This window comes from Bradyrhizobium barranii subsp. apii, from assembly GCF_011516635.5.
GTDB classification, from domain to species: domain Bacteria; phylum Pseudomonadota; class Alphaproteobacteria; order Rhizobiales; family Xanthobacteraceae; genus Bradyrhizobium; species Bradyrhizobium barranii.
Genome location: NZ_CP096255.1, coordinates 1,698,189 through 1,720,354, shown reverse-complemented (window position 1 = coordinate 1,720,354; position 22,166 = coordinate 1,698,189). Strand labels below are relative to the sequence as shown.

Sequence of the window (22,166 nt, the reverse complement as noted above, 5' to 3'; positions counted from 1 at the left end):
ATCTACTTAGTCCAGCGACGACCCTACAATGCCGACGCCATCTCGGCGTACCGACAAAAGGCATTAGCTAGTTGCATTTGACGAGGGGTCCGGCACTCGGCCTCAAACAAACGCGGCGAAGCGACCACTATGCAAATGCACTTCGCTCGCGAAACCGCAACGTTCAGCCGATTGGCGCTGTACAGAAACTCCATTCCGCGCGGCGCATCCGCGTGACTTGAAGTCGCCATAGAATAGATGACGATTGGCGCCTCCTGGCCCTGAAATTTGTCCACGGTGCCGATGCGAGCGCCGGGAAGTCGCTCCTGAAGCTCGAAGACTTGCGCATTGTACGGCGCGATGATCAGGACATCGTCGAGCGAAATCGGGGACTCACTACCTTTCCGGTCGACCCAGGTCGTGCCGGATCCCAGGACGTCCGCAATGAGGTCGCGGATCGCATCAGCTTCTTCCGGCGAAGAACTCTGATTTCCGTCGTGCTGGATTGGAAGGTAGCGAAGGCCAGAACCGTTGAGACCGGACTTGATCCTGATTTCCTGCCGCTCAAGTCCGGGCCGAGACTTCAGGCGACCTTCATAGAACAGTTCCGAATTGAAGGCACAGATGAGCGGATGAAGCCGCCACGTCTCGGCGAGGAACAGACCCCGATCGGCCGGAATGGTGGCATGGGGCCCCAGGACATGGTCTAAGGCCGAAACTCCGACGCCATCAGGATGGCTCCCTTGAATCGGCTGCTCCAGTTGCCGCGGGTCTCCCAGCAAAACGACGCTCTGCGCAGCTTGTGCGACGGCCAGCACGTTCGCGAGAGCCATCTGCGCGGCTTCATCGATGAACAGCACGTCGACGCTTAGGCGTGCGTCCGGCCGAGCCCAGAAATACGATGTCCCTCCGCCGACGGAACAGTTCGTCCGCAGCGCGTCGAGGGCATGCTCGTTCTTCTTGACGAACTTCAAGCTGTCGAGATCGTCTTCTTGATGCTTCTCATCGACCTTTTGAACGCAGCGGATCCGAAGGCCTTCTTCACCTGCAGCTTCGACGACCTCATCGAAAAGATTCCGGATAACCTTGTGACTATTGGCGGTTATCCCAACTCGCTTTCCTCAATCAACCACAAGAAGCTGTTCCGGCTCTACCGGGAAGAGAAGCTTGCGGTGCGTCGCCGTGGCGGCCGCAAGCGGGCGATCGGGACCCGGGCGCCGATGACGGTGCCGATGGCGCCGAACGACCGCTGGTCGCTCGACTTCGTATCGGATCAGCTCACCGATGGTCGCCGCTTCCGTATCCTCACCGTGGTCGACGACTGCACCCGCGAGTGCCTGGCGCTGGTGGCCGATACCTCGCTCTCGGGCCCCCGGGTGGCGCGGGAGCTGGACCGGCTGATGATTGAGCGCGGCAAGCCGAAGATGGTGGTCAGCGACAACGGCAGCGAGCTCACCAGCAACGCCATCCTGACATGGGCTGATCAGAGCCGCGTGGCATGGCACTACATCGCGCCGGGCAAGCCCATGCAGAATGCCTTCATCGAAAGCTTCAACGGCCGGCTGCGCGATGAACTGTTGAACGAGACGCTGTTCACGTCGTTGGCCCAGGCCCGCGTCGCGCTCGGATGCTGGCGGGCCGATTACAACCGCGCATCAGAACACCCATCTGTCTATGTTGTTGAAGAGAAGAGACTTTGCTGATTGGGATGCGATCCCGTGGGGTATCTTGGGTTCTGTCGCGCTCGTTCGGCGATAGATTGAGCGGCAGTTGTTATCAGCGAGGCGCGGGCGAAGATCCACGGGCCGTCCGACAGCGGATGGAAGGCTTCGATTTCGCCGGCTTCAGCGGCCAGCCGGAGCGTCTTGAGCGCGATCTTCAGGAGCTTTGCGGCGTTGCTAAGGTTGAGCCAGGGTTCGATCCCGTCATCGGCGGGCTTGAATACCGGGAGGTGGTAGCTCGAGCGCATTGATGTGACGCGCTCACGGGTCCAGCGATTGCCGTTGCCCGTCTTGAGGCCGTTGCGGTTGAGGAGGCCGGCAATCAGATCGTCGCTGGCGATCAGCACCAGTTGACGCACGGCTTGGATAATATCGGCGGAAGTGCTGTTGCGCTGTCCGCGCCGGCGCTTGGGCAAGCGCAACTCGCTGTGAGCGCCACCCACCCAGTGGACGATGAGAACGATCTCGGACGCCGCGTCGTCTATATCGGCCACGACCTCATGGACGAGGGTGCGTACAATGCGCTTCTTGAGACGAGCATCCGTCGTCGGCGCATCCCAGACCGTTTTGAGGTTCGAGGCCAGTACGCCGAGCGAAGCTGGATCAGCAATGGGTGCGGGCGTCGCCGCATCATGCATGGCGATCTTGCCCTCGACCTCCGCCGCGTGAGCGAGTGCCCTGTTCCAGCGCGCTTCCAGCTCACTCGCCACCAACCGGTTCGCGGGGTCAGCGGCATCGTATTGCCGGAAAGCCCGGTCGGCGGCATAGCGCGCCGCTTCCAGATCGCGACTGAGCGCATCGCGCACCTGATCCCGCCGTTCCCTGGCTCCTTCGGCGGCAGCGGTTGCAGCGGCGATAGCGCCCGGACCGACGACGCCAAGCAGTGCGTCCTCGATTGCATCATCGACACGCAATCCGCCGAAGGCGATGCAGTGGGCCCCGCCATTGTCCATCCAGGCGCGGCTGCAGCTGTAGCGCGGGATATGGTTTTCCATGCCGGAGTACCGGAGTGTGAGCTTGCGGCCGCAGCGCTTGCACCGGATCAGACCGGCCAGCAGCGCGTCCCCATGCTTGGGTGCGCCGTGATGCCGACCGGTGGGAACGTTGCTGCTGACCATGGTGCGGATCGCCTCGAACCTCTCCCAGCTCACATATGCATATTTCAGTGATCGTGAGCAGCGATTTCGCGCGATCATGAGCGCCGAATTCAGACGATCGTGAGCAGCCTCGCTCCGGCCGAGGCGGTGATAGGGTCAGCGTTCTGGCTGCTCGTCAAGGGTGATGGTTTTGGCGTTGCGTTTTCGCATGCTTTCGCCAGCAAGCTGGAGGCGGTGAGCGTTGTGGACGAGGCGATCCAGAATCGCGTCGCCTAGCGTGGGATCTCCGATAACTTCGTGCCATGTGTCCACAGGGAGTTGGCTGGTTACGATGGTGGAGGAGCGGCCATGGCGATCGTCAAGGATTTCCAGTAGATCGCGCCGCTCGGCAGCGGTGAGCACCGACAATCCCCAATCATCCAAAATCAGAACCTGGGCGCGGCCAAGGGTTTTGAGCAAGCGGGCATAACGTCCATCGCCCCGCGCGAGCCCCAACGCTTCGAACAATCTTGGGACGCGGTGATAGAGGACCGAGCGATTATCTCGGCAGGCCTTGTGGCCGAGGGCACAGGCTAACCAACTTTTGCCCAATCCGGTCGCCCCGGTTATGAGCAAATTCTCGTGGCGATCGATCCAGTCGCCGCTGGCGAGCTTGGCGAAGACGGCCCGGTCGATACCCCGCGGCGTGCGCAAATCGACGTCCTCCACGCAGGCATTCTGGCGGAGCGAGGCCAGCTTGAGGCGCGTGGTGAGCCGCCTGGTGTCGCGTTCCGCCGCTTCCCGGTCGACCAGCAGGCCGATGCGATCTTCGAACGGCAAGGCTTCGAGATCAGGCGATCGTCGCTGCTCCTCGAAGGCCTTGGCCATGCCGCTCAAGCCGAGCTCGATCAGGCGTTCGTGGGTGGGATGGTTGAGCATACAGGTCTCCTTGGCTTCAGTGAAAATAATCGCGGCCGCGGATGTTGCCGTGGCGCAGGGGTTGGTGTTCGGAGGGCTCGTCGAGAAAGGTACGATCCAGACCGTTCTGGAGGATGGAGCGGATCGAGGCGACGGATCGCGCCTTGATCAGAATGCCGCGCCGGCAGGCCGCTTCGACGCGCTCCGCGCTGTAGCTTTTGACCAGTGACAGAATGCCGAGGCAGGTGCGAAAGCCTTGCTCGGGATGCGGCCGGGCCGCGATCACGGCCTGGAAGAAGGCGGCGGTCGACGGACCGATCCGCTCGCCGGCGACGATCACTCCGGCGGGCGTCCATTGACCGTAGCGCCGATGGGCGCTGGGCATATGGTCGGCGATGGTGGTGTGGCCCCGCCGGTTGGGCGCGCGGGCGTGGCTGGCGATCCTGCGGCCGTTGTGGAAGATCTCGACCGTTCTGTCATCGATGCGTGCGTCGACAAGCTCACGGATGAGCCGATACGGCGCGGAATACCAGTGTCCATCGATCTCGATATGATAGTCGGGGCCGATCCGGCATCGCTTCCAGCGTGCGAAAGCGTAAGCCTGGTCCGGCAGCTTTGTAAGCTTGGGCTTGTCGAGCTCGGCGAACAGTTCGGCGCGACTGGCGCCAAAGTCGCGCATCTGCCTTGCATTGAGTTCGACGACGAGTGTTTTGATGGCTGCGTTCAGCTCCGCCAACGAAAAGAAGCGTTGGTTGCGCAGCCGCGCCAGAATCCATCGCTGGGCGACTTGCACCGCAACTTCGACCTTTGCCTTATCTTTTGGGCGCCGCGGCCGGGCTGCGAGAATGGCCGTGCCGTAATGGCTCGCCATCTCGGCATAGGTTCGGTTGAGGCCGGGATCGTGGCGGTCGGGATTGGTGACGGCGGCCTTGAGATTGTCGCAGACTACGAATGTCGGCACGCCGCCGAGGAAGGCGAAAAGATTGATGTGGACCCGGATCCAGTCGGCGAGCCCCTCGCTTGGACAGGCCTCGGCATAGGTATAGTTGGAGGCGCCCATCGCCGCGACGAACAGCTTCATCGACTGCACTTCCCCGTTTGAGGGATCGATGACGTCGATGGTGTCGCCGGCGAAATCCACGAAAACCTTCTCGCCGCCCAGATGCGTCTGCCGCATCGAAGGCCGGGCTCGCCCCTTCCAGGCCTCGTACGTCGTGCAGAACCAGGTGTAGCCGAAGCCATCGGGATGGGTGGCGCGATACTCGTCCCACAGCAGCCGACGGGTCACGTTGCGTCGGCGCAGCTCCTTGTCGACATAGCCCCAGTCGGGAACGGCCCGCTGGGGGCTCTGCGACGCAGGCCTCGGCGCCGGGAAAAGCAGCAGCTCCAGGTCCTCGTCGCTCATTCCGGCCGGCAACGGCCACTTCAGCCCGGCAGCCCCGGCTCGGCGTAGATAGCTGTGCACGGCGCCGTTGCTGATGCCCAAGGTGCGCGCGATGGCTCGCTCCGGCAAGCCTTGAACATGTTTTAAGCGGAGAACCTCTTTGATCCGGCGCATCGACAATCTCTGGGTGGGCATCGGCCTTCCTCGTTCACTGACGAGGCAGTTCCTAAGCCGGTTGAGTTGTCGGCCGAAGCGGGCTGAGTTGCTGAAAAGCTGCTCACGATCCCGCGAAATCCGTGCTCACGATCGTCTGAAATCTCTGCTCACGATCCCCTGAAATCCGTGCTCACGATCCCGCGAAACATGCACACATACCCGTCGTGGGTGTTGGGCATCAGCGCCAGCCATTCGTTCCGCGTCTTGCGGCGGATCTTCACGCTCACGCCCCCGGCGCTGTATCCCGCCGCCACAGCCGTCTTACCATAGGCATAGGCGCCGCCGTAGACCGGGTTCTCAATGATCCGGTGGATGGCGGAGTAACTCGGTCGCCGCCAGGCTGTGTCGCCGTTGGACTGCTTCACTGGTAGATCGAGATTGTACTCGTGGAGCCAGCAGAGCGCCTGTCGCGCGCTGCCCAGTTCCTCGACCTTGTCGAACACCAGCTTGATCGCTTCCTGGACACGCCGATCCGGATCTTTCTCATAACGGTCGCCGGCCTTCACGAAACCGACGGGCGCCGCCACAACCAACTCGCCCCGGCGCGCCTTCTCGTAGCGGGCCGAGAGCGAGCGTTGGCGCAACAAATCCAGTTCGTACTCGTTGAGGCTGCCCTTGAGCCCGAGTAGCAGGCGATCGTTGCCGTGCCTCGGTGCATAGATCGTCTCCTGATCGACCAGAACGGTATCGACCACGCGGCACATCTCGATGAGTTGCTGCCAATCCCGGCTGTTGCGGGCGAAGCGCGAGACCTCGCGGGCGCAAACCGCACCAACCTTACCGAGGCAAACCTCCGCTACCATTCGCTCGAAACCGGCGCGTTGCACGCCGCCGGCGGCTGAACGACCGAGATCATCATCGATCACTTCGATCTCTGACCACCCGAGTGCCGTCAGCCGGTCCCGCATGGCGTATTGCAATGCGCTGCTCTCGCGATTGTGCAACACCTGATGTGCTGAGGATTGGCGCACGTAAAGAATCGCCTTACGCTCCAGATGATGAGGCCTGACCTTGTCAGAGATCATGATCGACCCCCTTCGCGGGCGGCGTCGCTGTCATCGCAGCATGGTCGAGGATCAACTGCGTCATCAGGCTTGTGAGGGCCGCCCGGGCTTCCGCCGGCAACTCCGGCCATGCTGGCGCGCGGATGGCGCCGTTCGGCAGGCCGCTCCCGAACAGATCCATCTGTTGCTGCGGCCGCGGTTGTCGATTGTGTCGGTATCCGCTCCCTGGCATTGCCGTCTGCCGTGACATGGGTCTCTCCCCGATTCTGGTCGTGAGAGGCTCTGGATGCGCTAGAAAGCAGGGCAGCTGATGGCGTTCGATCCATCAACACCAGATCGAGAAGCGCAGAAAGCGCTGCAAGTGCGGTTATGCTGACAAATGGCCGAGCTGCCAAAAGCTCCGCCTCAGGGCATGCCGTCCGGTCGAACATCCATGCTGGAACCTCCAGCCAACGATCTGCTTGCGATCCATCCAGTGTGCAGCGGAAGGCGACATCGCCAGCCTTGTCGACGGCCCCATGAACGCAAACTCGGCAACCAAACCAAGGATGATATCGATAAAGAACCACGCGAAGAGCGGTCCTGTGGGCGTTCTCAAACCTCGTTGTACAACGAGGCACGACCACACTCGCAGCTCGGATGGAAGACGCCGTCCGAGTTCGCCTTCACCTGCCACCCGCGCCGGGAGCCGGCGCTGCGCTATGCCGAGGGCTCCGCGCCGGCTCCCGCCGCTGCCACCGTCCAACCGGGCAAATCCAACAGCCGGGGCGAACTCAGGACTGGATAAAACTTGGGGGCAAGGTCAGACCCAGAGTCGTTAGTCACGCAGTTCATTCGATCGCCTTCTGCGGGCGCAGACCACCGTCAAAGCCGGGCCGAGCATCACCGTCTTGTCGAGGAACCTTGCCGCCGGATCTGTGTTCGAGATGCTGGCGGGCTCGATGATAAGGCCTGAGATGCGGCTCCGGTGCTCGTCGTTGATCCGTAAGCGTAGCGCCGAGGCCCGTCTGATTGTTTGTGCGGAGTCTTGAGAGCACCGTTAGAAGAGTCATCTTCTGGAAGGGTGCTCACAATGGACGACCATTCTGACGACATAAGACGACCGTTGTCACCGCGTATTGAAGTGTTCGCTGGCGCAGGTCGAAAGCGCTGGCCGGATGATTTGAAGGCGCAGATTGCGGCGGAAAGCCTCGAACCGGGGGCGGTTGTAACAGACGTCGCTCGTCGCCATGGCTGCCGGCCCCAGCAGGTGCATGATTGGCGGCGCCGGGCGCGTTTGGGCCAGTTGGTATTGCCGGCGTCGGCGGACACGCTGTCGTTCGTGCCGGTGGTGTCGGAATTAGCGTTGCCTGCGGCCGCAGAGCCCTCCGGTTCGCCGGAAGCAGCCATTGTTACGGTTGAGTTCCAGGGCGCGCGCGTGGAGGTGCGCGGGGCGCCTGGCCTTGCTGCGTTGAGCGATGTGTTCATTGCGCTGCGACGGACACGTTCATGCTGACGATGCCGGCGAGCCTCATGATCTACGTGGCGACGCAACCTGTGGACTTCAGGAAGGGTGCAGAGGGCTTGGCGCTGCTGGCGAAGGATACGCTGGGCCATGACCCGATGAAGGGCGTGGCGGTGGTGTTCCGTGCGAAGCGCGCCGATCGGGTGAAGATCGTCGTCTGGGATGGCAGCGGCCTTGTGATGTACTGGAAGCGGCTCGATGGCAGCGGCTTCAAATGGCCACCCATCGTGGCCGGTGTGATGCGGATGAATGGGGCCCAGCTGTCAGCACTGCTGGCCGGCATGGATTGGACGCGCATGCACGCGCCTCGGATCCCGCAGCCGAAAGCGCTTGCGTAAAAATGCAAATCATCGCTGCATCGTGACGCGAAGCATGGCAAGCTCGGGCCAATGAGTGATTTGCCTGATGAGCTACCGAGCGATCCAGCCGAGTTGCGTGCCTTTGCCGCGGCTCTGCTGGATCGCTGCGCCCGGCTCGAGCGGTTGCTCAAGCTTGCGAAAGATGCGCAGTTCGGTCGGTCCTCGGAAAAGCTGGACGCTGATCAGCTGCAGCTTGTTCTGGAGGATATCGATCAGGCCGTTGCGGCTCTCGAAGCCGCCGAGAATCGTGCCAATCCCAAAACAGGCGAGAAGAGAGCTGCCGCGCGCAGAGCCAACCGTGGTCAGCTGCCGGAGCATTTGCCGCGCGTCATCGAGACTATGATGCCGGCCGAGAGCTGCTGCCCGTCTTGTAAGGGCAACCTCTTCGAGATTGGTCAGGATGAGAGCCAGAGGCTCGACGTCGTTCCGGCGCAGTATCGCGTCATCATCACCCGCCGTCCCAAGCTGGCCTGCCGCGCCTGTCATGGCGTCGTCCTGCAGCACGCGGCTCCCGAGCGATTGATCAGGGGAGGATTGCCCACCGAGCGGCTGGTCGCGCATGTGATCGATGCCAAGTATCACTGGCATTTGCCGCTTTACCGCCAGGCGCAGATGCTGGCGACGCACGGAATAGCGCTGGATCGTTCCACGCTCGCCTTCTGGGTCGGCTATGCCGCCCAGGAATTGAAGCCCGTGTGGCATCGTCTGCGCCAGCTTCTGCTCGCCTCCTCGAAGCTCTGTGTCGATGAGACCCCGGCGCCGGTGCTGGATCCGGGGCGCGGCAGAACAAAAACCGGCTACTTCTGGGCGCTGTCACGCGATGACAGGCCTTGGGCCGGACCTGATCCGCCTGGGGTAGTCTATGCCTATGCACCGGGCCGCGGCGCCGTTCATGGCTTGCGGCTGCTGGAGGGCTATCGCGGCATCATCCACTGCGACGGCTATCAGGCTTACAAGACCATGACCCGAGAGACGCGTGCGGACGCCCTGTCCGGGACGCTCGCCTTCTGCTGGTCGCATCTGCGGCGCCAGTTTGTGAAGATCGAGCGGGAGGCTGCGCCTGCGCCAGCTCCGGTTGCCCGCGAGGCTCTTGAGCGCATCGCCCAGCTTTACGCGGTCGAGAAGGCCCTCCGCGGCCGATCTGCGGACGAGCGCCGTGCTGGCCGACAAGCGCATACCCGGCCTCTGGTTGCAGCCTTGAAGCAGTGGTTTGAGGCCAAGCTCGATCACCTTGCGCAGAAGAGCGACACGGCGAAGGCTTTGCGCTATGCACTACGTCATTGGGACGGCCTGACGCTCTATCTTGATGATGGGCGCATCGAAATGGACACGAATGCTGTCGAGCGTGCGATGCGACCGATCAAGCTCAACGCCAAGAACTCTCTTTTTGCCGGTTGCGACGAAGGCGCCGGGAATTGGGCATTGCTGGCTTCGCTCATTGAGACCTGTAAGCTCAATGGCGTCAGTGCCGAGCACTGGCTCGCTGACGTTCTCGCCAAGCTCGTCAATGGTTGGCCTGCAGCGCGACTGGACGAACTGCTTCCCTGGGCGTCGACCTATACGATGCATACACGCGATCCGAGGCTGGCGGCATGAGCCTGAACACGACCGCGGTCCGGATCAAGGTGACCCTCAAGGATGTGAAGCCGGAGGTGATGCGTCGCCTTGTCGTACCCGTCACCCTGCGCCTTGATCGGCTGCATCTGACGCTTCAGGAGGCATTCGGCTGGACGAACAGTCACCTCTTCGAGTTCTTTGCTGGTGAGGCACATTGGGGGATTCCCGACCCCGACAATGATTACGGTCACCAGCCCATGGATGCCCGCAAAGCGCGGCTGTGCGATATCGTTCGCGAGACCGGCGCCAAGACGATCCACTATCTCTATGACTTCGGCGACAGCTGGGACCATGTGATCAAGCTCGAAAAATGGTTCGAGAACACCACGACGGAGGGGCTTCCCTTCCTGCTCGAGGCCGCCGGTCGTTGTCCTCCGGAAGACGTCGGCGGTGCGCCAGGCTATGCCGAATACCTCGCCGCCATCAGCGACCCCGCCCATCCCGAGCACGGACACATGCGCCTCTGGGGCCCGGAGCGGTTCGATCCCAACGTCGTCGACCGGAAGGCACTCGAAGCCGCCGTCAACGCGTTGTCCGACACAAGGAAGCCGCGGCGACGCGCCACGCGAACAAAATAGGCGTCAAGCGCCATTCAAAAGGGCCGCAGAGCTACGCTTACGCTGGTTCTGTTGGCCGGCAAGATCGATTGGGACTGGATCGACGGCGAGATCGCGCCGCTCTACAGCGAGAACGGCCGGCCGGGGATCGAGACCCGCTTCATGATCGGGCTGCTGTTGCTCAAGCAGATTTACGGGCTGTCCGATGAGGGGATTTGCGAGCGCTGGGTCCACGACCCGTATTTCCAGTACTTCACCGGCGAAGAGTTCTTCCAGCACGCCTTCCCGCACGAGCGATCGGACCTGAGCCATTGGCGCAAGCGGCTCGGCGACAAGCTGGAACTGCTGCTGGCCGAGAGCCTGCGGGTGGCGCACGAGGCCGGCGCGTTACGCGGCCAGGACCTCAAGCGGGTCACGGTCGATACCACGGTGCAGCCAAAGGCCATCACCTTTCCGACCGACGCCAAGCTGCTGCATGCGGCCATCAAGGGGCTCAATCGCCTGGCGAGAAGGCACGGCGTCAGGCTGCGGCAGTCCTATTCTCGGATCGCCAAGGCCGCCGCGATGATGGCGGGCCGCTACGCCCATGCCAAACAATTCAGGCGGCATCAGCGGCAGTTGCGTATCCTGCGCTCAAGGCTCGGCCGGATCATCCGCGATATCCGCCGCAAGATCGACGGCCAGCCAGCCCTGGAGGAGGCGTTCGCCCTTCCGCTTGGCCGGGCCAGCCAGATCCGCTCGCAGCAGCAGCGCCAACGCGGCTGGAAGCTTTATTCTTTCCATGCCCCGGAGGTGGAGTGCATCGGCAAGGGCAAGGCCTCCGCGCCGTACGAGTTCGGCGTCAAGGCTTCCATCGTCACCAACAACCGCCGAGCTCCCGGCGGTCTGTTCGTGCTACACGTCAGGGCGCTGCCCGATAATCCGTATGACGGTCACACCCTGCGCGACGTCATCGACCGCACCGAGGCACTCACCGGCTGTCCGATCGAGCGGGCCTATGTCGACAAGGGGTATCGCGGCCACGACGCTCAAAATCCACGTCGCGTCTTCATCTCCGGCCAGAAGCGCGGCGTCTTCGGGATCATCAAGCGCGAGTTGCGCCGCCGATCCGCCATCGAGCCCATCATCGGACACCTGAAGGCCGAAGGTCACCTCGGGCGCTGCTACCTCAAAGGCCGCGCAGGAGACGCCGCCAACGTCGTCCTCTCCGCCGTAGGCCACAACTTCCGCCGCATCCTCGCCTGGCTGAGAGATTTCTTGGACCTGTTCCTGATCCGGATATGGCGCACGTTCACATGTCCCATCCCGCTCAATTCGGATTCTTAACGGACGACTTCTGATTGTTTACTCACTTCTGTGTGATGTGACGCTCCCGATCACATCATTAGGAGCTCGCCGCGTCGATTCGTTGTGTCGCGGAGTCGCTGCATGATACGCATTGAACAGCGCAACCGGGAGATTTCTTTGCTCGATTACCTCGGCTGCTGGGACTACTTCTCCTCAGTACGGAGCTGCGCTGCTCCAGTTTGCGTAAGTTTCAGCTGCCTGATGATCTCCGCTATCGCCTCGTGGCGGGCAGCGTCTTGCGGCCATTTACTGAAGCCATCCAGCAGATTCTCCGAATCCGGCTTGGTAAAGTCAAAGAGCCGGATACCGCGGCCAAGGACCTCATTGATGACTGCGATCGTGGCTTGGCGAGCGGCGCTCTCTCGCGGCCATCTGTTGAAACCGATCACTATCCCCCTGAGGTCCTGGGCAGAGAAATCTGAGAGCCCGGTCCCGCGCTCGGTGCGGCGAAGCACCTCGCCCGCGAGCATAACGGTCACTTGAGCGCACGGCAGCTCCTCCGGCCAATTGCTGAAGCCGTTCACTAGATTCGCCAGCCCCTGCTGCGAAAAATCGTCTAACTGGGTAGCACGGCGCAAGACCTCACGAGCGAGTGCGACCGCGGCGCGGCGAACGGCCAGCTCCTCCGGCCACTTGCTAAAACCGTTCACCAGGTTTGCCAACCCCTGCTGCGTAAGATCGCGGAGTTGCGCAGCACGGCGAAGAACCTCCCCAGCGATCGCGACTGTAGCCTTACGACAGACCGCATCTTCCGGCCATTTGCAAAATCCGTTCACCAGGTTCGCCAGCCCTTGTTGGGTATAATGAGGAAGCTGGGTGGCACGGCGCAGGAGTTCACTTGCGATCGCGACTGTCGCCTGACCAGAGACCGCGTCATCTGGCCATTTACTGAAGCCATTCACCAAATTCGCCAGATCCTGCTCGCTAAACTCACGAAACCGGGCGGCACGTCCGAGGACTTCACCCGCGATCGCGACTGTAACTTGACCGTAGGGCCGCTCATCTGGCCACTTGCTGAAACCGTTCACCAGGATGGCCAATCCCTGCTGCGCAAAAGCGCGGAGCCGACCGGGACGGCGCACGATTTCAAGTGCCAGCGCGGCCGCAGCTTGGCGCGAGGTCACTTCTTCCGGCCATTTGCTGAAACCGTTGACCAGACTCACCAACCCTTGCTGTGTAAAGTCAGAGAGCTGGTGGTGGCGGTTCGCACGGCGAATAACCTCACCCGCGATTGCGACGGCGGCCTGGCGACAGTCGGCCTCTTCTGGCCATTTGCTGAAACCGTTTATCAGCGCTGCCAGGCTCAGATTGTTCAGCTCTTGAAGCGACCTGCTTTCCTCGCGACAAAGCCTAGCTATTCGGATCGCTCCATAGTGACATTCCGAGCTTCTGGAGTGCCGGCCGAATGACGCTGCAAAGATAGATAGCGCCCTGATTCCGATTTTCGCCATCAGAGCATGGTCAATCTGCGACACGCGAGAAGCGATCTTTTCGCAAGCGTCCCGCCCCGGCTGACCTCCGGCTTTTCGACTCACCGCGTTGCACGTCGTGGCATAGCCCCACGATCTTTCGGCACGGATGCTGTCCTCGAAGCTTGGCAGGAATCTAGATTGAAACTCAACGGCCGCTTTCTGCAGAAACACCAGTTGGTCTGCCTTGCGGAGCTGCTTGTCGCGCGCGACCACTACGGTTGAGAATTCAACGATGTCACGAGCACGATCAATTTCGCTTAGCGCCGTCGTCAGGTTAGCTTCAGCGGACATACGACCTCCGAGCTTTCACCACGGCGCACCGTGCGGCCACGCGCTCAATGTGACCGATCATCGCCTCTGGCTGGCAATGCCACCTATGCAATTGGAGCATCTCCTTGCAAGCTCCCGGCTCTTCACTCAGCTCGCTGTCGCTGCGACGTTCTATCGTCTCACGCAATATCGCGACTTCGTTCTTTCCACCCCGATCGACAATAACAGAACGGCGTCGTCCCGCCGAGGATGCAGCCGATTTTCCTGCCCGTCGCCCAAGCGAGAACATCGGCAAATAGTGAGCCATCCTGCCCGATCATTATCGCCAATAAATCGTAGACGCCTGCCAAGCGCGCCTTTGTCTTTACGCCTCTGCGAGGTTACAACCTGACGCAACGCTAGATTCAAGCTGCTAAATCGGCATTGCGACGCGGACGGCGTCAGCCGCCGATCTTCTCTCGTTCAACACTATTTTAAATGCCATTTTACGATCTGCTCGCAGCTCGAGCTCGGCGCGTGCCGCTTACTCGATCGAGTTGCGGGTGCTCATCTTATTCCCTTTGCGAGAAAACATCACCCCTATGCGAATCCCATGATGGGGTAAGCGCCGCCCCTCACTGTTAAATCTTCTATGGACACAGATGGAACGCAGGAATAATGCAACCTACACGATTCAACGCCGGAAAACGCAGCAATCTGCTGCAAATTCTAGTCCCACGCACGTCGTAAGATGATATGCGATTGATAAGAACCTTGCATACGTTGAATCGCTCACCACATTTTGCCGGGGAATGGCAGCAAGCCGCAAGTTCTCAGACGCAATCAATCGGCGTGAATGTGGGGCCATGGAGCGGCTGCGCACTGCAGACGGTGCACTTAATACTCCAATGCCAGGTGAACATCCGTGATGATTTCGATTGACGATCGATTAAGTGAGCTCAGGTGGATACGGAACGAGATCTGGCGCTGTCGTAGGTTGCTCGAAACGGAGCTGCCCGGTGCGGAGCGCGAGGTCGTTGAGAAGCGTCTGCTTGAACAACTTTCTGACTTTAAGCGGCTCTTGCAGGTCGCAATTCCCTTGACTTTATGCTCTGAAATTAACTCGACCAAAATCGCCTCCACTGAAGCGCCCATCGAGAGCGCCGCAATGGCATCAACCGACCGCTTCGAAATGTAGATTGGTAGCTGATATGAACGGCTGCTCGTGCTCGAGAAGCCCCTTCGAAGCTGACGGGAAGGGCGAGCGCGGAGCGCTCTGAGTTGAAGACCGCCATGGGTTGAACCGCGCGACCCTAACCCAAACATGCAAGCCGATAGATCCCCCGGACCAGTTGGTGCGAACCGATGGCTTATTTACTGCGGCCTCGCACGCCGCCGAATTGACTGCAGCGCTGATAACGAGCGCAACAGCACCGCAATTACCGTCTTTAGATCACATTAAAACCTCGCACATGCTTGCGCTTTGATTGCCTAGCGACGCCTATGGCGTCGTAGCGCGCACGTACCCGCTGGAAGATCAGATGCAACCAGCTAGGCGACGCTTTTAGCCCGATTGACTTTCGAGAACCAGCGTGGCGAAAGCTCCGGCGCCCTATCAATTCTGGCACGTCACTGTGGTTGATATTGCAAAATTGCCGCGCCGGCGGCATCATTCCCGATGCGGGACGATCAGCTGGCTGTTGACGCTTGGTTTCGATCTTCCGCTTCTCTTCGCCGCGATGGGCATCACTCGGCGACATTCGATACGCAAGCTTTTGAAATTGTCCTTCAGACAAAACATGGCCGCGTCTATATCTCCACGTCCTGTGAAGTGATCACAGAAGCGCATCACATCTGGTCTGCAAGACGTCAATACCTCCTCTGACCTCAGATCCCGAGCGCGGGCGTTCCCTGTACACCACGTGGCCGCAATCGCAATCGCTGCAAGGCCGGCTAGATAGCGAAGCGCCCGGTAAGCCCAACTCGTTAGTGGCTCCCGATTCAACAAGAACTCCCTAAGCTGCATATCCTTCACTATCGTTCTTTGCGCCACGCGCAACATATGGAAAAGGCCACTGCAACGGTAGCAGCGGTCCTGCTATTGTGGACCCGGCTTGCAACACTTGCGAGTCATTGTTGCACCACGCGCAATAGAATTGTTGCGGGCCACAGAACAATAGAGATTGGCTGCATTTGCGGATCCCGCAGCCCGTTCTGGGTCTTGGGACATTCGCGATGTTATGTTCCTTACTAATGTTCCGTTCTGCAAAGGCGTCCGATCCTCCTTAGCAAGGCCCACACCTACAACCTGACGCTGCGGTCGATTCAAGCACTTTGATCGTCGAAGCCACTGTCACAACGTTCTTGGCTGGAATATTTATAGCTTGACGTGAGCGAGTAATGCGCACTCCACGCGGCAGCGCGCACGAAAACGCCATTGATGTCGGCCGATGATCGCGGCCCACCGTTGATAGCGCAGCGTATTATTGAAGGCGTCGCAAGGGCACAGCGGATCCATCGAATCGATCGCCCGATTGCGTCAAAGCTGCTCGTTTTGTTCGGCGTCTGACCAATGTCTTGAAACCTGCACGGTCGAAGAACGCCGGACCGACAGCGCACGACCTGAGCACACAGGTTCGAAGCGTAGACCAGAACTCCTTTGGTCGGGGCTAGTCGTTGTTGGTCTGTGACGGGCGCCCGATTCGGCCTTCTGCTATTGCTAGTCTGCAATTGCTTGGACCGATCAGCGGCTTAGACCTTAAGCTCCCCTGGCACGGCGGTTGCTACTCCGACGACGGCGGATGAGTCCTGGTATGCAGTCTAGCCGCAACACGAGCCGGGCGAGACGAGCAGGCACGCATGCCCCACCCCGATGTTCGAAATACCGGCAAAGACGACGAGAGTGAGGCTTAGTATGAGGAAATCAGCGGTACGCGAGCTTTACATGGTGGGCACGCTATATGTCTTGGCCGCGGGGGTCCTGGCTTCGTCGGCGGCAGGCGCCGATAATGATTTGATGAGCGCCGCGAGGCGGATTTTCAGGCCGATCCCCTCAATCGTTCCCGCGGTCAAGGACAACCCCATCACCCACGAAAAGGTCACACTCGGCAAGACTCTGTTCTTCGATCCGAGGTTATCTGCGAGCGAGGTCATTAGCTGCAATACATGTCATAACCTTGGAACCGGCGGAGTGGATGCTGGCCCGACATCGGTTGGGCATCGCTGGCAGCTGGGTTCACGTCGCGCACCAACAGTCTACAACGCCGTCTTCAATGTGGCGCAGTTCTGGGATGGTCGAGCGGCAGACCTCAAAGCGCAGGCCGAAGGTCCCGTCCAGGCTAGCGTCGAAATGAATGCGACGCCCGTTCACGTGGTCGACACATTGAATTCAATGGCCGAGTATATCGTTATGTTCAGCAAGGCGTTCCCCAGCGATGCAACGCCGGTTACCTTTGAAAATTTCGCCAAGGCCATCGAGGCTTTCGAGGCCACCTTGATCACGCCCGCCGCCCCTTTTGATCAGTACCTCGAGGGTGATGCGTATGCCCTTAGCGATCGGCAGAAAGCGGGATTAAAGCTGTTTATCGAAAAGGGATGCTCGTCTTGCCACAATGGTATCAACGTCGGTGGGCAGGATTACTTCGCTTTCGGTGCGGTGGAGCGGCCCGCCGCAAGCCTACTGCCGAGAAACGACAAGGGCCGTTTCGCCGTCACCAAGATGCCCAGCGACGAGTATGTTTTCCGCTCTGCGCCGTTGCGCAACGTCGCATTACGGCCCCCCTACTTTCATTCCGGCCAGGTTTGGAGCCTCAAAGAAGCGGTTGGCGTAATGAGTGAGAGTCAACTCGGCGCGAAGCTTAGCGATACAGAAAAAGATGACATCGTGGCATTTCTGAATTCACTCACCGGGCAGCTGCCTAAGATCGATTATCCGATATTGCCCACGCGTACCGACACAACGCCTAAGCCCTCCGTGCACAAATAGAGCCATCACCGCAGCAGAACCAGGCGTTTGTCGCGCAGGAATGCGGTTCGCTGCGGCGAAGTGAAAAGGCACGGTCTCAAGCTGGAGCTCGCTCACACTCTGGACAGCAAAAAGCAATCCGGCTCCGAGTTCCTGCGGGTGCCATCGGCTTTGCCATAGAAGCAAACATTGCCCGAGCGTGCCGTGAGCTCTTATATCTCTCCTTCCATCAGCCCCCCTCGCCTGACCTGGCAAGCGCGAGTGACCAGATCGTCAAAGCGCTTCAGGCGATCGTTCCGACGATGGGTGAAACGTCATCGATCGCTGATCGTGACCGAACTTGCAGTTTGATACAAGGCCGACAAGACGGATTTTGCTCCGATTATGGTGCACACGATCCGGGTCGCGAACAGCTCGCCCGTCAGTTCCTTTCGACTGTTATTTGTCGCGAGGACCAAGCACGATGTCGCGCAGCTTCGCGATGCTCGCCGTCGCGCGAGCGGCCTTCGCGCTCCTGATTGGGGAGCGCAACTGATGCGGCCCTCGTCAATCCGTCCTCGATCGTCGGTGTCAGAAAGGTGCCGCGCGCCGATCCGGATTGAAGCAGGTATTGCCGGGTATAGCGCTGTTAGACGGACTCGCGATAGGTCTTCAGCCATCATGGCCTGACTTGCTCTTCGGCCGCTCGATTGAGCTGGCGTTCCAGTTCGGCGGTGCTTGCTCGAGAATGTTGCGGACGAAGAAAAGCAAGAGCTTGAGCTGCGCATAACGGCCGGGAACTCCATGATGCACCGGGCACATAAAGCATGTCGAAGTATTTTCCCGCCTTAATGAGCCGATCTGCAAGCTGGAAGGTGGCGGACGGATCAACATTGCGGTCCATTTCGCCGACAATGAGCAGCAGCTTGCCCTCTAACCTGTGGGCATTATCGATGGCGGAGGACTGCGAATATTCGATCCCGACCGGCCAGCCCATCCACTGTTCGTTCCACCAGATCTTGTCCAGCCGGTTGTCGCAGCAGCCACTGTTTGCGACCGCGCACCTTGTAGAAATCGGGAGGGAAAAGCAACGCGCTAGCCGCGTTCTGCCCGCCAGCGGCCCCGCCAAAAATGCCGACGCTGGCGACATCGTACCAAGAATACTTCGCGCTCGCCGCCTTGTACCATAGGATCCGGTCGGGAAGGCCCGCGTCTTTCAGATTTTTCCAAGCAACATCATGGGACGCGCGCGAGCGATGATTCGTACCCATGCCATCGATCTGAACAACGATAAAGCCGAGCTGCGTGAGCGGCTCAAACGATGCCGAGAAGGATTTGGGAACAAAGGAACCTGTCGGACCTGCATAGATATGCTCCACCACGCGGTATCTTTTGTTTCGATCGAAATCAACGGGCAGATGAATGACGCCCCATATGTCCGTCTCGCCGTCGCGCCCCTTGGCGTTGAAACTGACGGGTGGCTGCCAGCCAGCGGCGATGAGCTCGGCAATCTCGGCGCTCTCAACCTGCATCAATTCGATATTATCACTGCGCGGTACAGCACCATGCGGGGCGGAACATCAATGCGAGACCAAAGGTCGACATAGTAGCGACCGTTAGGCGAGAATTCGATGTGATGATTTGCCGGCTCAGGTGTGAGGCCGTGAGTCCCTTCCCATCAAAGTCAATGCGATAGGCATGGACGAAATAGGGATCGCCGCCGGGGTGCATTCCGCTCGCGCCAAACTAGATCTGATGCTTGATCGGATCAATATGATACACCGCGCGGACCACCCAATCACCTCTGGTGATCTGGTTTTGGAGCTCGCCTGTCCTGCCATTGAATAAATCGAGATGCTCGTTACCATCGCGCTCCGAGGTCCAGATGATCTCCTTCCCATCATCGATGTCGTAGCGGAACGTTTTTCCAGTATTCACCTGGTCCATCACCAATGGCTGGAAGTCGACGAATGTCTTGCTCACCTCATCAATCAGCGAGCGCACTTGACCTGTGGCGGCGTCGACCTCTATCAGACGATAGAGCTGGTGCCCACGCTGATTAAACTCGAAGGTGAATCCCCGACCGTCTTTCCACCACTGGACCGCCGAAAGACTGTACGGATTTTGGAATGCGGCGTTATCGATTGCAATCGCGCGTCGGCTCGCGACGTCAAACAGCACGGGCTGGAGTAGTGTGATGGCATCGCCCGGCTTAGGATACGTCATCGTGGAATGCTTGGGTTCGAGCTGGTCCGCCGGCGAGGATTCGAGGTAATGGACCTCCCGCTGGAGACCCGGACGGACTCGGTAGGCAGCCAGGTGCGTTGAGGCCGGAGACCAGCTTAGCGTGAAGAGAGCATAATAGTCGGCTTGGGACCCGTCCCAGGTCAACTGGATGTCCTGCAAGCCATCCTGGCTGCGCAGGTAGAGGTTATAGTTTCGAATGTAGGCCAGCCATTTTCCGTCAGGCGAGGCGCTTGTCCTGTCGGGATCGTTCTCTGCCAGTGGCGTGTCGTCATAGGGCTCCGCTGGCTGTCGCCCGGTTGCATTGCAGCACCTGTGCAGGCATCGCTGACAAGATCGCAGCTCCAACGCATATGCTCGATATTGAAGGTAATCTTGGCACCCTTGTCGGCCAGCTCGAAATGGTCGAAAGGAAGATTCTCTGGCCTATAGTGCTTGTGGCTCGCCCTGTTCAGTGCCGTCGCGAGGCGCTTGATCAAACGGCGGCTGCCTTACCCCAATGCCGGCATCAACGAGAGTGAACTGCTGCTTGCCTCGCGTTGTCCGGCGGTAGACGAGCGCGTCGCCCTCGCCGAACCAGAACGGCACGTCAGGCACATTGACAGTAAGACGGGCATAGCGGTCCTCCGTTCTGAGCGCCCGCTTGTAATCGGATTGTGCAAGCGGCGCATTCACGATGTCCGCTGGCAGGAGCTCTGCGCTGCCTTGCATTCTTGCTGGGCCAACAGCGCCACCGTTACGGCAAGAACATTGTACATTCTTATTCACCGCTCCTAATTGTAGGCTGAAGTCAATCTGAGTGACTTCCCGATTGATATGCTATTTCCGGTGGACACAGCTGTCCTTTGTCGTGCCCTTGATTCTTTAGTGACGCCTGCACTAGCCTTTGGTAAGAACAGAACCGTTCGGCGTTCTGATGGACATTGGCGGCTCGCCAGAGCTGCAAGCGCCTCAAACAATCCACCACATCGCATATCGCCGCACGAACAGAGCTATCGCTGAAAGTTGGTGACGGCGGGAATCGGGAAGGCGGCATATCGTGGGGGTGCTTGACGCCTCCACTTCTCCACCGAAGGAGCGATATGCCGTGTCCAAAGATAACATCATCAAGTTGATTCAGCCAGGAAACGTCGACGATCAACTCACCGAAATCTTGCGCAATGGGGCGCGTGCTCTGTTGGCCCAGGCGGTCGAGGCCGAGGTCGCGGACTTTCTCGGCAAGCATGCCGATTTGAGGACTGCGGACGGCCACCAGCGCTCGTGCGCCACGGTCACCTGCCGGAACGCGAGGTGATGACCGGTATCGGTCCGGTCGGCGTCCGCCAGCCGCGTGTACGCGATCGCGAGGCGGAGGCTACCGATCCCGACCGCATCCGGTTCTCTCCGTCGATCCTGCCGCCCTACATGCGCCGCTCGAAATCGATCGAGACGCTGCTGCCGATCCTTTACCTGAAGGGTATCTCCACCGGCGACTTCTCCGAGGCTCTGGCGGCGCTGCTCGGCAAGGATGCTGCCGGGTTGTCGGCATCCGCCATCGGCCGTCTGAAGGACGGTTGGCTTGACGAACACACCGCGTGGCAGAGGCGCGATCTGTCGGCGAAGCGCTACGTCTACATCTGGGCCGATGGCATCCATCTCCAAGCACGCCTCGAAGACGAAAAGCAGTGCATCCTGGTGCTGATCGGCGCGACGCCGGAAGGCCGCAAGGAACTGGTCGGCTTCACCGATGGCGCCCGCGAGAGCGCGCAGGACTGGCGCGATCTGCTGCTCGACCTGAAGCGGCGCGGGCTCGGCGTGCCGCCGCGGCTCACCATCGCCGACCGCCGACGGCGCGCTCGGGTTCTGGAAGGCCGCCGGCGAGGTCTGGCCGAAAACGCGCGAGCAGCGCTGCTGGGTACACAAGACCGCCAACGTGATCGCCAACTTGCCGAAGAGCCAGCAGCCTAAAGCCAAACGCGCGTTGCAGGAGAGCTGGATGGCCGAAACCAAGGCCGCCGCCGAGCTGGCGTTCGACGCCTTCATCGAGAGCTATACGCCCAAATACGAGAAGGCGGCCGACTGCCTGAGCAAGGATCGGGACACGCTACTGGCGTTCTACGACTTCCCGGCCGAACACTGGAAACACCTGCGGAGCACCAATCCCATTGAAAGCACCTTCGCTACCGTGCGCCACCGCACGATCCGATCAAAGGGCTGCCTGTCCAACAGAACGGCGCTCGCGATGGTCTTCAAACTGCTTGAGGCCGCGCAGGAAAGCCGGCGTCGTCTCGATGGCCACAACCAGTTGCCAAAACTCGTTCTCGGTGTGACATTCAACGACGGGATCGAGGTCATCGCCAAACCGACTGACCGTCAGCCCATAACCGCCGCCGCCTGACCGACCGCGCCGTCACCAAAATTTGGCGATAGCTCCAACACGCGATCCGCCTGTGATTGCTGCAGCACCGACGTTACGGTGTTCCCTCCACGCCACTTATCGCGTGCAGACTCTATGCCAACGAGTAGTGTACCTCCGCGTTCTTTTGACTACGATATCGTCACCCGACAAGATCGGTCATTGTTGAAACAAGGCGCCA

The 22,166-nt window shown here is 60.3% G+C and carries 17 protein-coding genes and 4 pseudogenes; 10 read left to right on the top strand and 11 right to left on the bottom strand.

Translation table 11 applies throughout. From position 1 onward, the window contains the following. Positions 1 to 23 precede the first annotated feature (23 nt). Positions 24 to 953: a DEAD/DEAH box helicase gene (locus tag HAP41_RS08150; RefSeq protein ID WP_224580915.1), complete on the bottom strand. Its 930-nt coding sequence runs from the start codon at positions 951 to 953 to the stop codon at positions 24 to 26. A gap of 150 nt (positions 954 to 1,103) precedes the next feature. On the opposite strand from HAP41_RS08150, the pseudogene HAP41_RS08145 reads away from it, so the two are divergent. After that, positions 1,104 to 1,652 (top strand): annotated as a pseudogene (locus HAP41_RS08145) (integrase core domain-containing protein); the annotation flags it as partial. Here HAP41_RS08145 and HAP41_RS08140 read toward each other — a convergent pair. From HAP41_RS08140 to HAP41_RS08120, 5 genes are all read right to left on the bottom strand, one after another. Further along, positions 1,652 to 2,896: a recombinase zinc ribbon domain-containing protein gene (locus HAP41_RS08140; protein ID WP_224580916.1), complete on the bottom strand. Its 1,245-nt coding sequence runs from the start codon at positions 2,894 to 2,896 to the stop codon at positions 1,652 to 1,654. The pseudogene HAP41_RS08145 and the gene HAP41_RS08140 sit on opposite strands and share 1 nt — an antisense overlap. A gap of 57 nt (positions 2,897 to 2,953) precedes the next feature. Next, positions 2,954 to 3,715 (bottom strand): IS21-like element helper ATPase IstB, encoded by a 762-nt coding sequence (istB, locus tag HAP41_RS08135; protein WP_166063422.1) that lies wholly within the window; start codon positions 3,713 to 3,715, stop codon positions 2,954 to 2,956. Positions 3,716 to 3,731: 16 nt separating this feature from the next. Continuing rightward, complete coding sequence (gene istA / locus HAP41_RS08130; RefSeq protein ID WP_166063394.1) at positions 3,732 to 5,273, bottom strand: IS21 family transposase; 1,542 nt, start codon at positions 5,271 to 5,273, stop codon at positions 3,732 to 3,734. Positions 5,274 to 5,401: 128 nt separating this feature from the next. Then, positions 5,402 to 6,319 carry a recombinase family protein gene (locus tag HAP41_RS08125; RefSeq protein WP_224580917.1) on the bottom strand — a complete coding sequence of 306 codons (918 nt, stop codon included), beginning with the start codon at positions 6,317 to 6,319 and terminating at the stop codon, positions 5,402 to 5,404. Further along, the gene (locus HAP41_RS08120) at positions 6,309 to 6,479 is read right to left on the bottom strand and encodes a hypothetical protein (protein ID WP_206706209.1); all 171 of its coding nucleotides are present in this window, start codon (positions 6,477 to 6,479) and stop codon (positions 6,309 to 6,311) included. Before HAP41_RS08120 ends, HAP41_RS08125 begins: the two co-directional genes overlap by 11 nt. A 426-nt stretch (positions 6,480 to 6,905) precedes the next feature. Between HAP41_RS08120 and HAP41_RS08115 the strand changes: the two are divergent. From HAP41_RS08115 to HAP41_RS08090, 6 genes and pseudogenes are all read left to right on the top strand, one after another. Further along, a pseudogene (locus tag HAP41_RS08115) lies at positions 6,906 to 7,085 on the top strand (IS3 family transposase); the annotation flags it as partial. A 285-nt stretch (positions 7,086 to 7,370) separates the two neighbouring features. Continuing rightward, positions 7,371 to 7,793, top strand: coding sequence for an IS66-like element accessory protein TnpA (gene tnpA / locus HAP41_RS08110; protein WP_166055731.1), 423 nt, complete (start codon positions 7,371 to 7,373; stop codon positions 7,791 to 7,793). Beyond that, a complete protein-coding gene (tnpB, locus tag HAP41_RS08105; RefSeq protein WP_166065968.1) occupies positions 7,787 to 8,140 on the top strand; it encodes an IS66 family insertion sequence element accessory protein TnpB in 354 nt (117 codons plus the stop codon). The genes tnpA and tnpB overlap by 7 nt, the downstream gene beginning before the upstream one ends. Positions 8,141 to 8,191: 51 nt before the next feature. Further along, the gene (gene tnpC, locus HAP41_RS08100; protein ID WP_166055670.1) at positions 8,192 to 9,757 is read left to right on the top strand and encodes an IS66 family transposase; all 1,566 of its coding nucleotides are present in this window, start codon (positions 8,192 to 8,194) and stop codon (positions 9,755 to 9,757) included. Next, positions 9,754 to 10,356, top strand: a complete 603-nt coding sequence (locus HAP41_RS08095) for a plasmid pRiA4b ORF-3 family protein (RefSeq protein WP_166055583.1) — start codon at positions 9,754 to 9,756, stop codon at positions 10,354 to 10,356. Before tnpC ends, HAP41_RS08095 begins: the two co-directional genes overlap by 4 nt. A gap of 42 nt (positions 10,357 to 10,398) precedes the next feature. Continuing rightward, positions 10,399 to 11,661, top strand: a pseudogene (locus tag HAP41_RS08090) (IS5 family transposase); the annotation flags it as partial. 164 nt (positions 11,662 to 11,825) lie between these two features. On the opposite strand, the gene HAP41_RS08085 reads toward HAP41_RS08090, so the two are convergent. After that, entirely contained in the window at positions 11,826 to 13,445 is a 1,620-nt protein-coding gene (locus HAP41_RS08085; RefSeq protein ID WP_166103732.1) for a hypothetical protein, read from the bottom strand. Positions 13,446 to 14,331: 886 nt separating this feature from the next. Between HAP41_RS08085 and HAP41_RS08080 the strand changes: the two genes are divergently transcribed. Continuing rightward, on the top strand, positions 14,332 to 14,601 hold the full coding sequence (locus tag HAP41_RS08080) for a hypothetical protein (protein WP_175618158.1): 270 nt from the start codon (positions 14,332 to 14,334) through the stop codon (positions 14,599 to 14,601). A gap of 1,716 nt (positions 14,602 to 16,317) precedes the next feature. Beyond that, positions 16,318 to 17,388, top strand: coding sequence for a cytochrome-c peroxidase (locus HAP41_RS08075; protein ID WP_166103738.1), 1,071 nt, complete (start codon positions 16,318 to 16,320; stop codon positions 17,386 to 17,388). 637 nt (positions 17,389 to 18,025) lie between these two features. Here HAP41_RS08075 and HAP41_RS08070 read toward each other — a convergent pair. The 4 genes from HAP41_RS08070 to HAP41_RS08055 form a co-directional block, all read right to left on the bottom strand. Further along, complete coding sequence (locus HAP41_RS08070) at positions 18,026 to 18,364, bottom strand: prolyl oligopeptidase family serine peptidase (protein ID WP_248577227.1); 339 nt, start codon at positions 18,362 to 18,364, stop codon at positions 18,026 to 18,028. Continuing rightward, positions 18,294 to 18,878: a prolyl oligopeptidase family serine peptidase gene (locus HAP41_RS08065; RefSeq protein ID WP_248577187.1), complete on the bottom strand. Its 585-nt coding sequence runs from the start codon at positions 18,876 to 18,878 to the stop codon at positions 18,294 to 18,296. The genes HAP41_RS08070 and HAP41_RS08065 overlap by 71 nt, the downstream gene beginning before the upstream one ends. A gap of 214 nt (positions 18,879 to 19,092) precedes the next feature. Next, positions 19,093 to 19,938: a DPP IV N-terminal domain-containing protein gene (locus tag HAP41_RS08060; protein WP_224580918.1), complete on the bottom strand. Its 846-nt coding sequence runs from the start codon at positions 19,936 to 19,938 to the stop codon at positions 19,093 to 19,095. A 78-nt stretch (positions 19,939 to 20,016) separates the two neighbouring features. Further along, the gene (locus HAP41_RS08055) at positions 20,017 to 20,301 is read right to left on the bottom strand and encodes a hypothetical protein (RefSeq protein WP_224580919.1); all 285 of its coding nucleotides are present in this window, start codon (positions 20,299 to 20,301) and stop codon (positions 20,017 to 20,019) included. Between the two features lie 376 nt (positions 20,302 to 20,677). On the opposite strand from HAP41_RS08055, the pseudogene HAP41_RS08050 reads away from it, so the two are divergent. Beyond that, a pseudogene (locus tag HAP41_RS08050) lies at positions 20,678 to 21,967 on the top strand (IS256 family transposase). Positions 21,968 to 22,166 lie beyond the last annotated feature (199 nt).

Coding starts and splice junctions, on each gene's coding strand:
- HAP41_RS08140 (WP_224580916.1), bottom strand. CDS start 2,896: ATGATCGCGCGAAATCGCTGCTCACGATCACTGAAATATGCATATGTG.
- istB (WP_166063422.1), bottom strand. CDS start 3,715: ATGCTCAACCATCCCACCCACGAACGCCTGATCGAGCTCGGCTTGAGC.
- istA (WP_166063394.1), bottom strand. CDS start 5,273: ATGCCCACCCAGAGATTGTCGATGCGCCGGATCAAAGAGGTTCTCCGC.
- HAP41_RS08125 (WP_224580917.1), bottom strand. CDS start 6,319: ATGATCTCTGACAAGGTCAGGCCTCATCATCTGGAGCGTAAGGCGATT.
- HAP41_RS08120 (WP_206706209.1), bottom strand. CDS start 6,479: ATGGATCTGTTCGGGAGCGGCCTGCCGAACGGCGCCATCCGCGCGCCA.
- tnpA (WP_166055731.1), top strand. CDS start 7,371: ATGGACGACCATTCTGACGACATAAGACGACCGTTGTCACCGCGTATT.
- tnpB (WP_166065968.1), top strand. CDS start 7,787: ATGCTGACGATGCCGGCGAGCCTCATGATCTACGTGGCGACGCAACCT.
- tnpC (WP_166055670.1), top strand. CDS start 8,192: ATGAGTGATTTGCCTGATGAGCTACCGAGCGATCCAGCCGAGTTGCGT.
- HAP41_RS08095 (WP_166055583.1), top strand. CDS start 9,754: ATGAGCCTGAACACGACCGCGGTCCGGATCAAGGTGACCCTCAAGGAT.
- HAP41_RS08085 (WP_166103732.1), bottom strand. CDS start 13,445: ATGTCCGCTGAAGCTAACCTGACGACGGCGCTAAGCGAAATTGATCGT.
- HAP41_RS08080 (WP_175618158.1), top strand. CDS start 14,332: ATGATTTCGATTGACGATCGATTAAGTGAGCTCAGGTGGATACGGAAC.
- HAP41_RS08075 (WP_166103738.1), top strand. CDS start 16,318: ATGAGGAAATCAGCGGTACGCGAGCTTTACATGGTGGGCACGCTATAT.
- HAP41_RS08065 (WP_248577187.1), bottom strand. CDS start 18,878: ATGCAGGTTGAGAGCGCCGAGATTGCCGAGCTCATCGCCGCTGGCTGG.
- HAP41_RS08055 (WP_224580919.1), bottom strand. CDS start 20,301: ATGCAAGGCAGCGCAGAGCTCCTGCCAGCGGACATCGTGAATGCGCCG.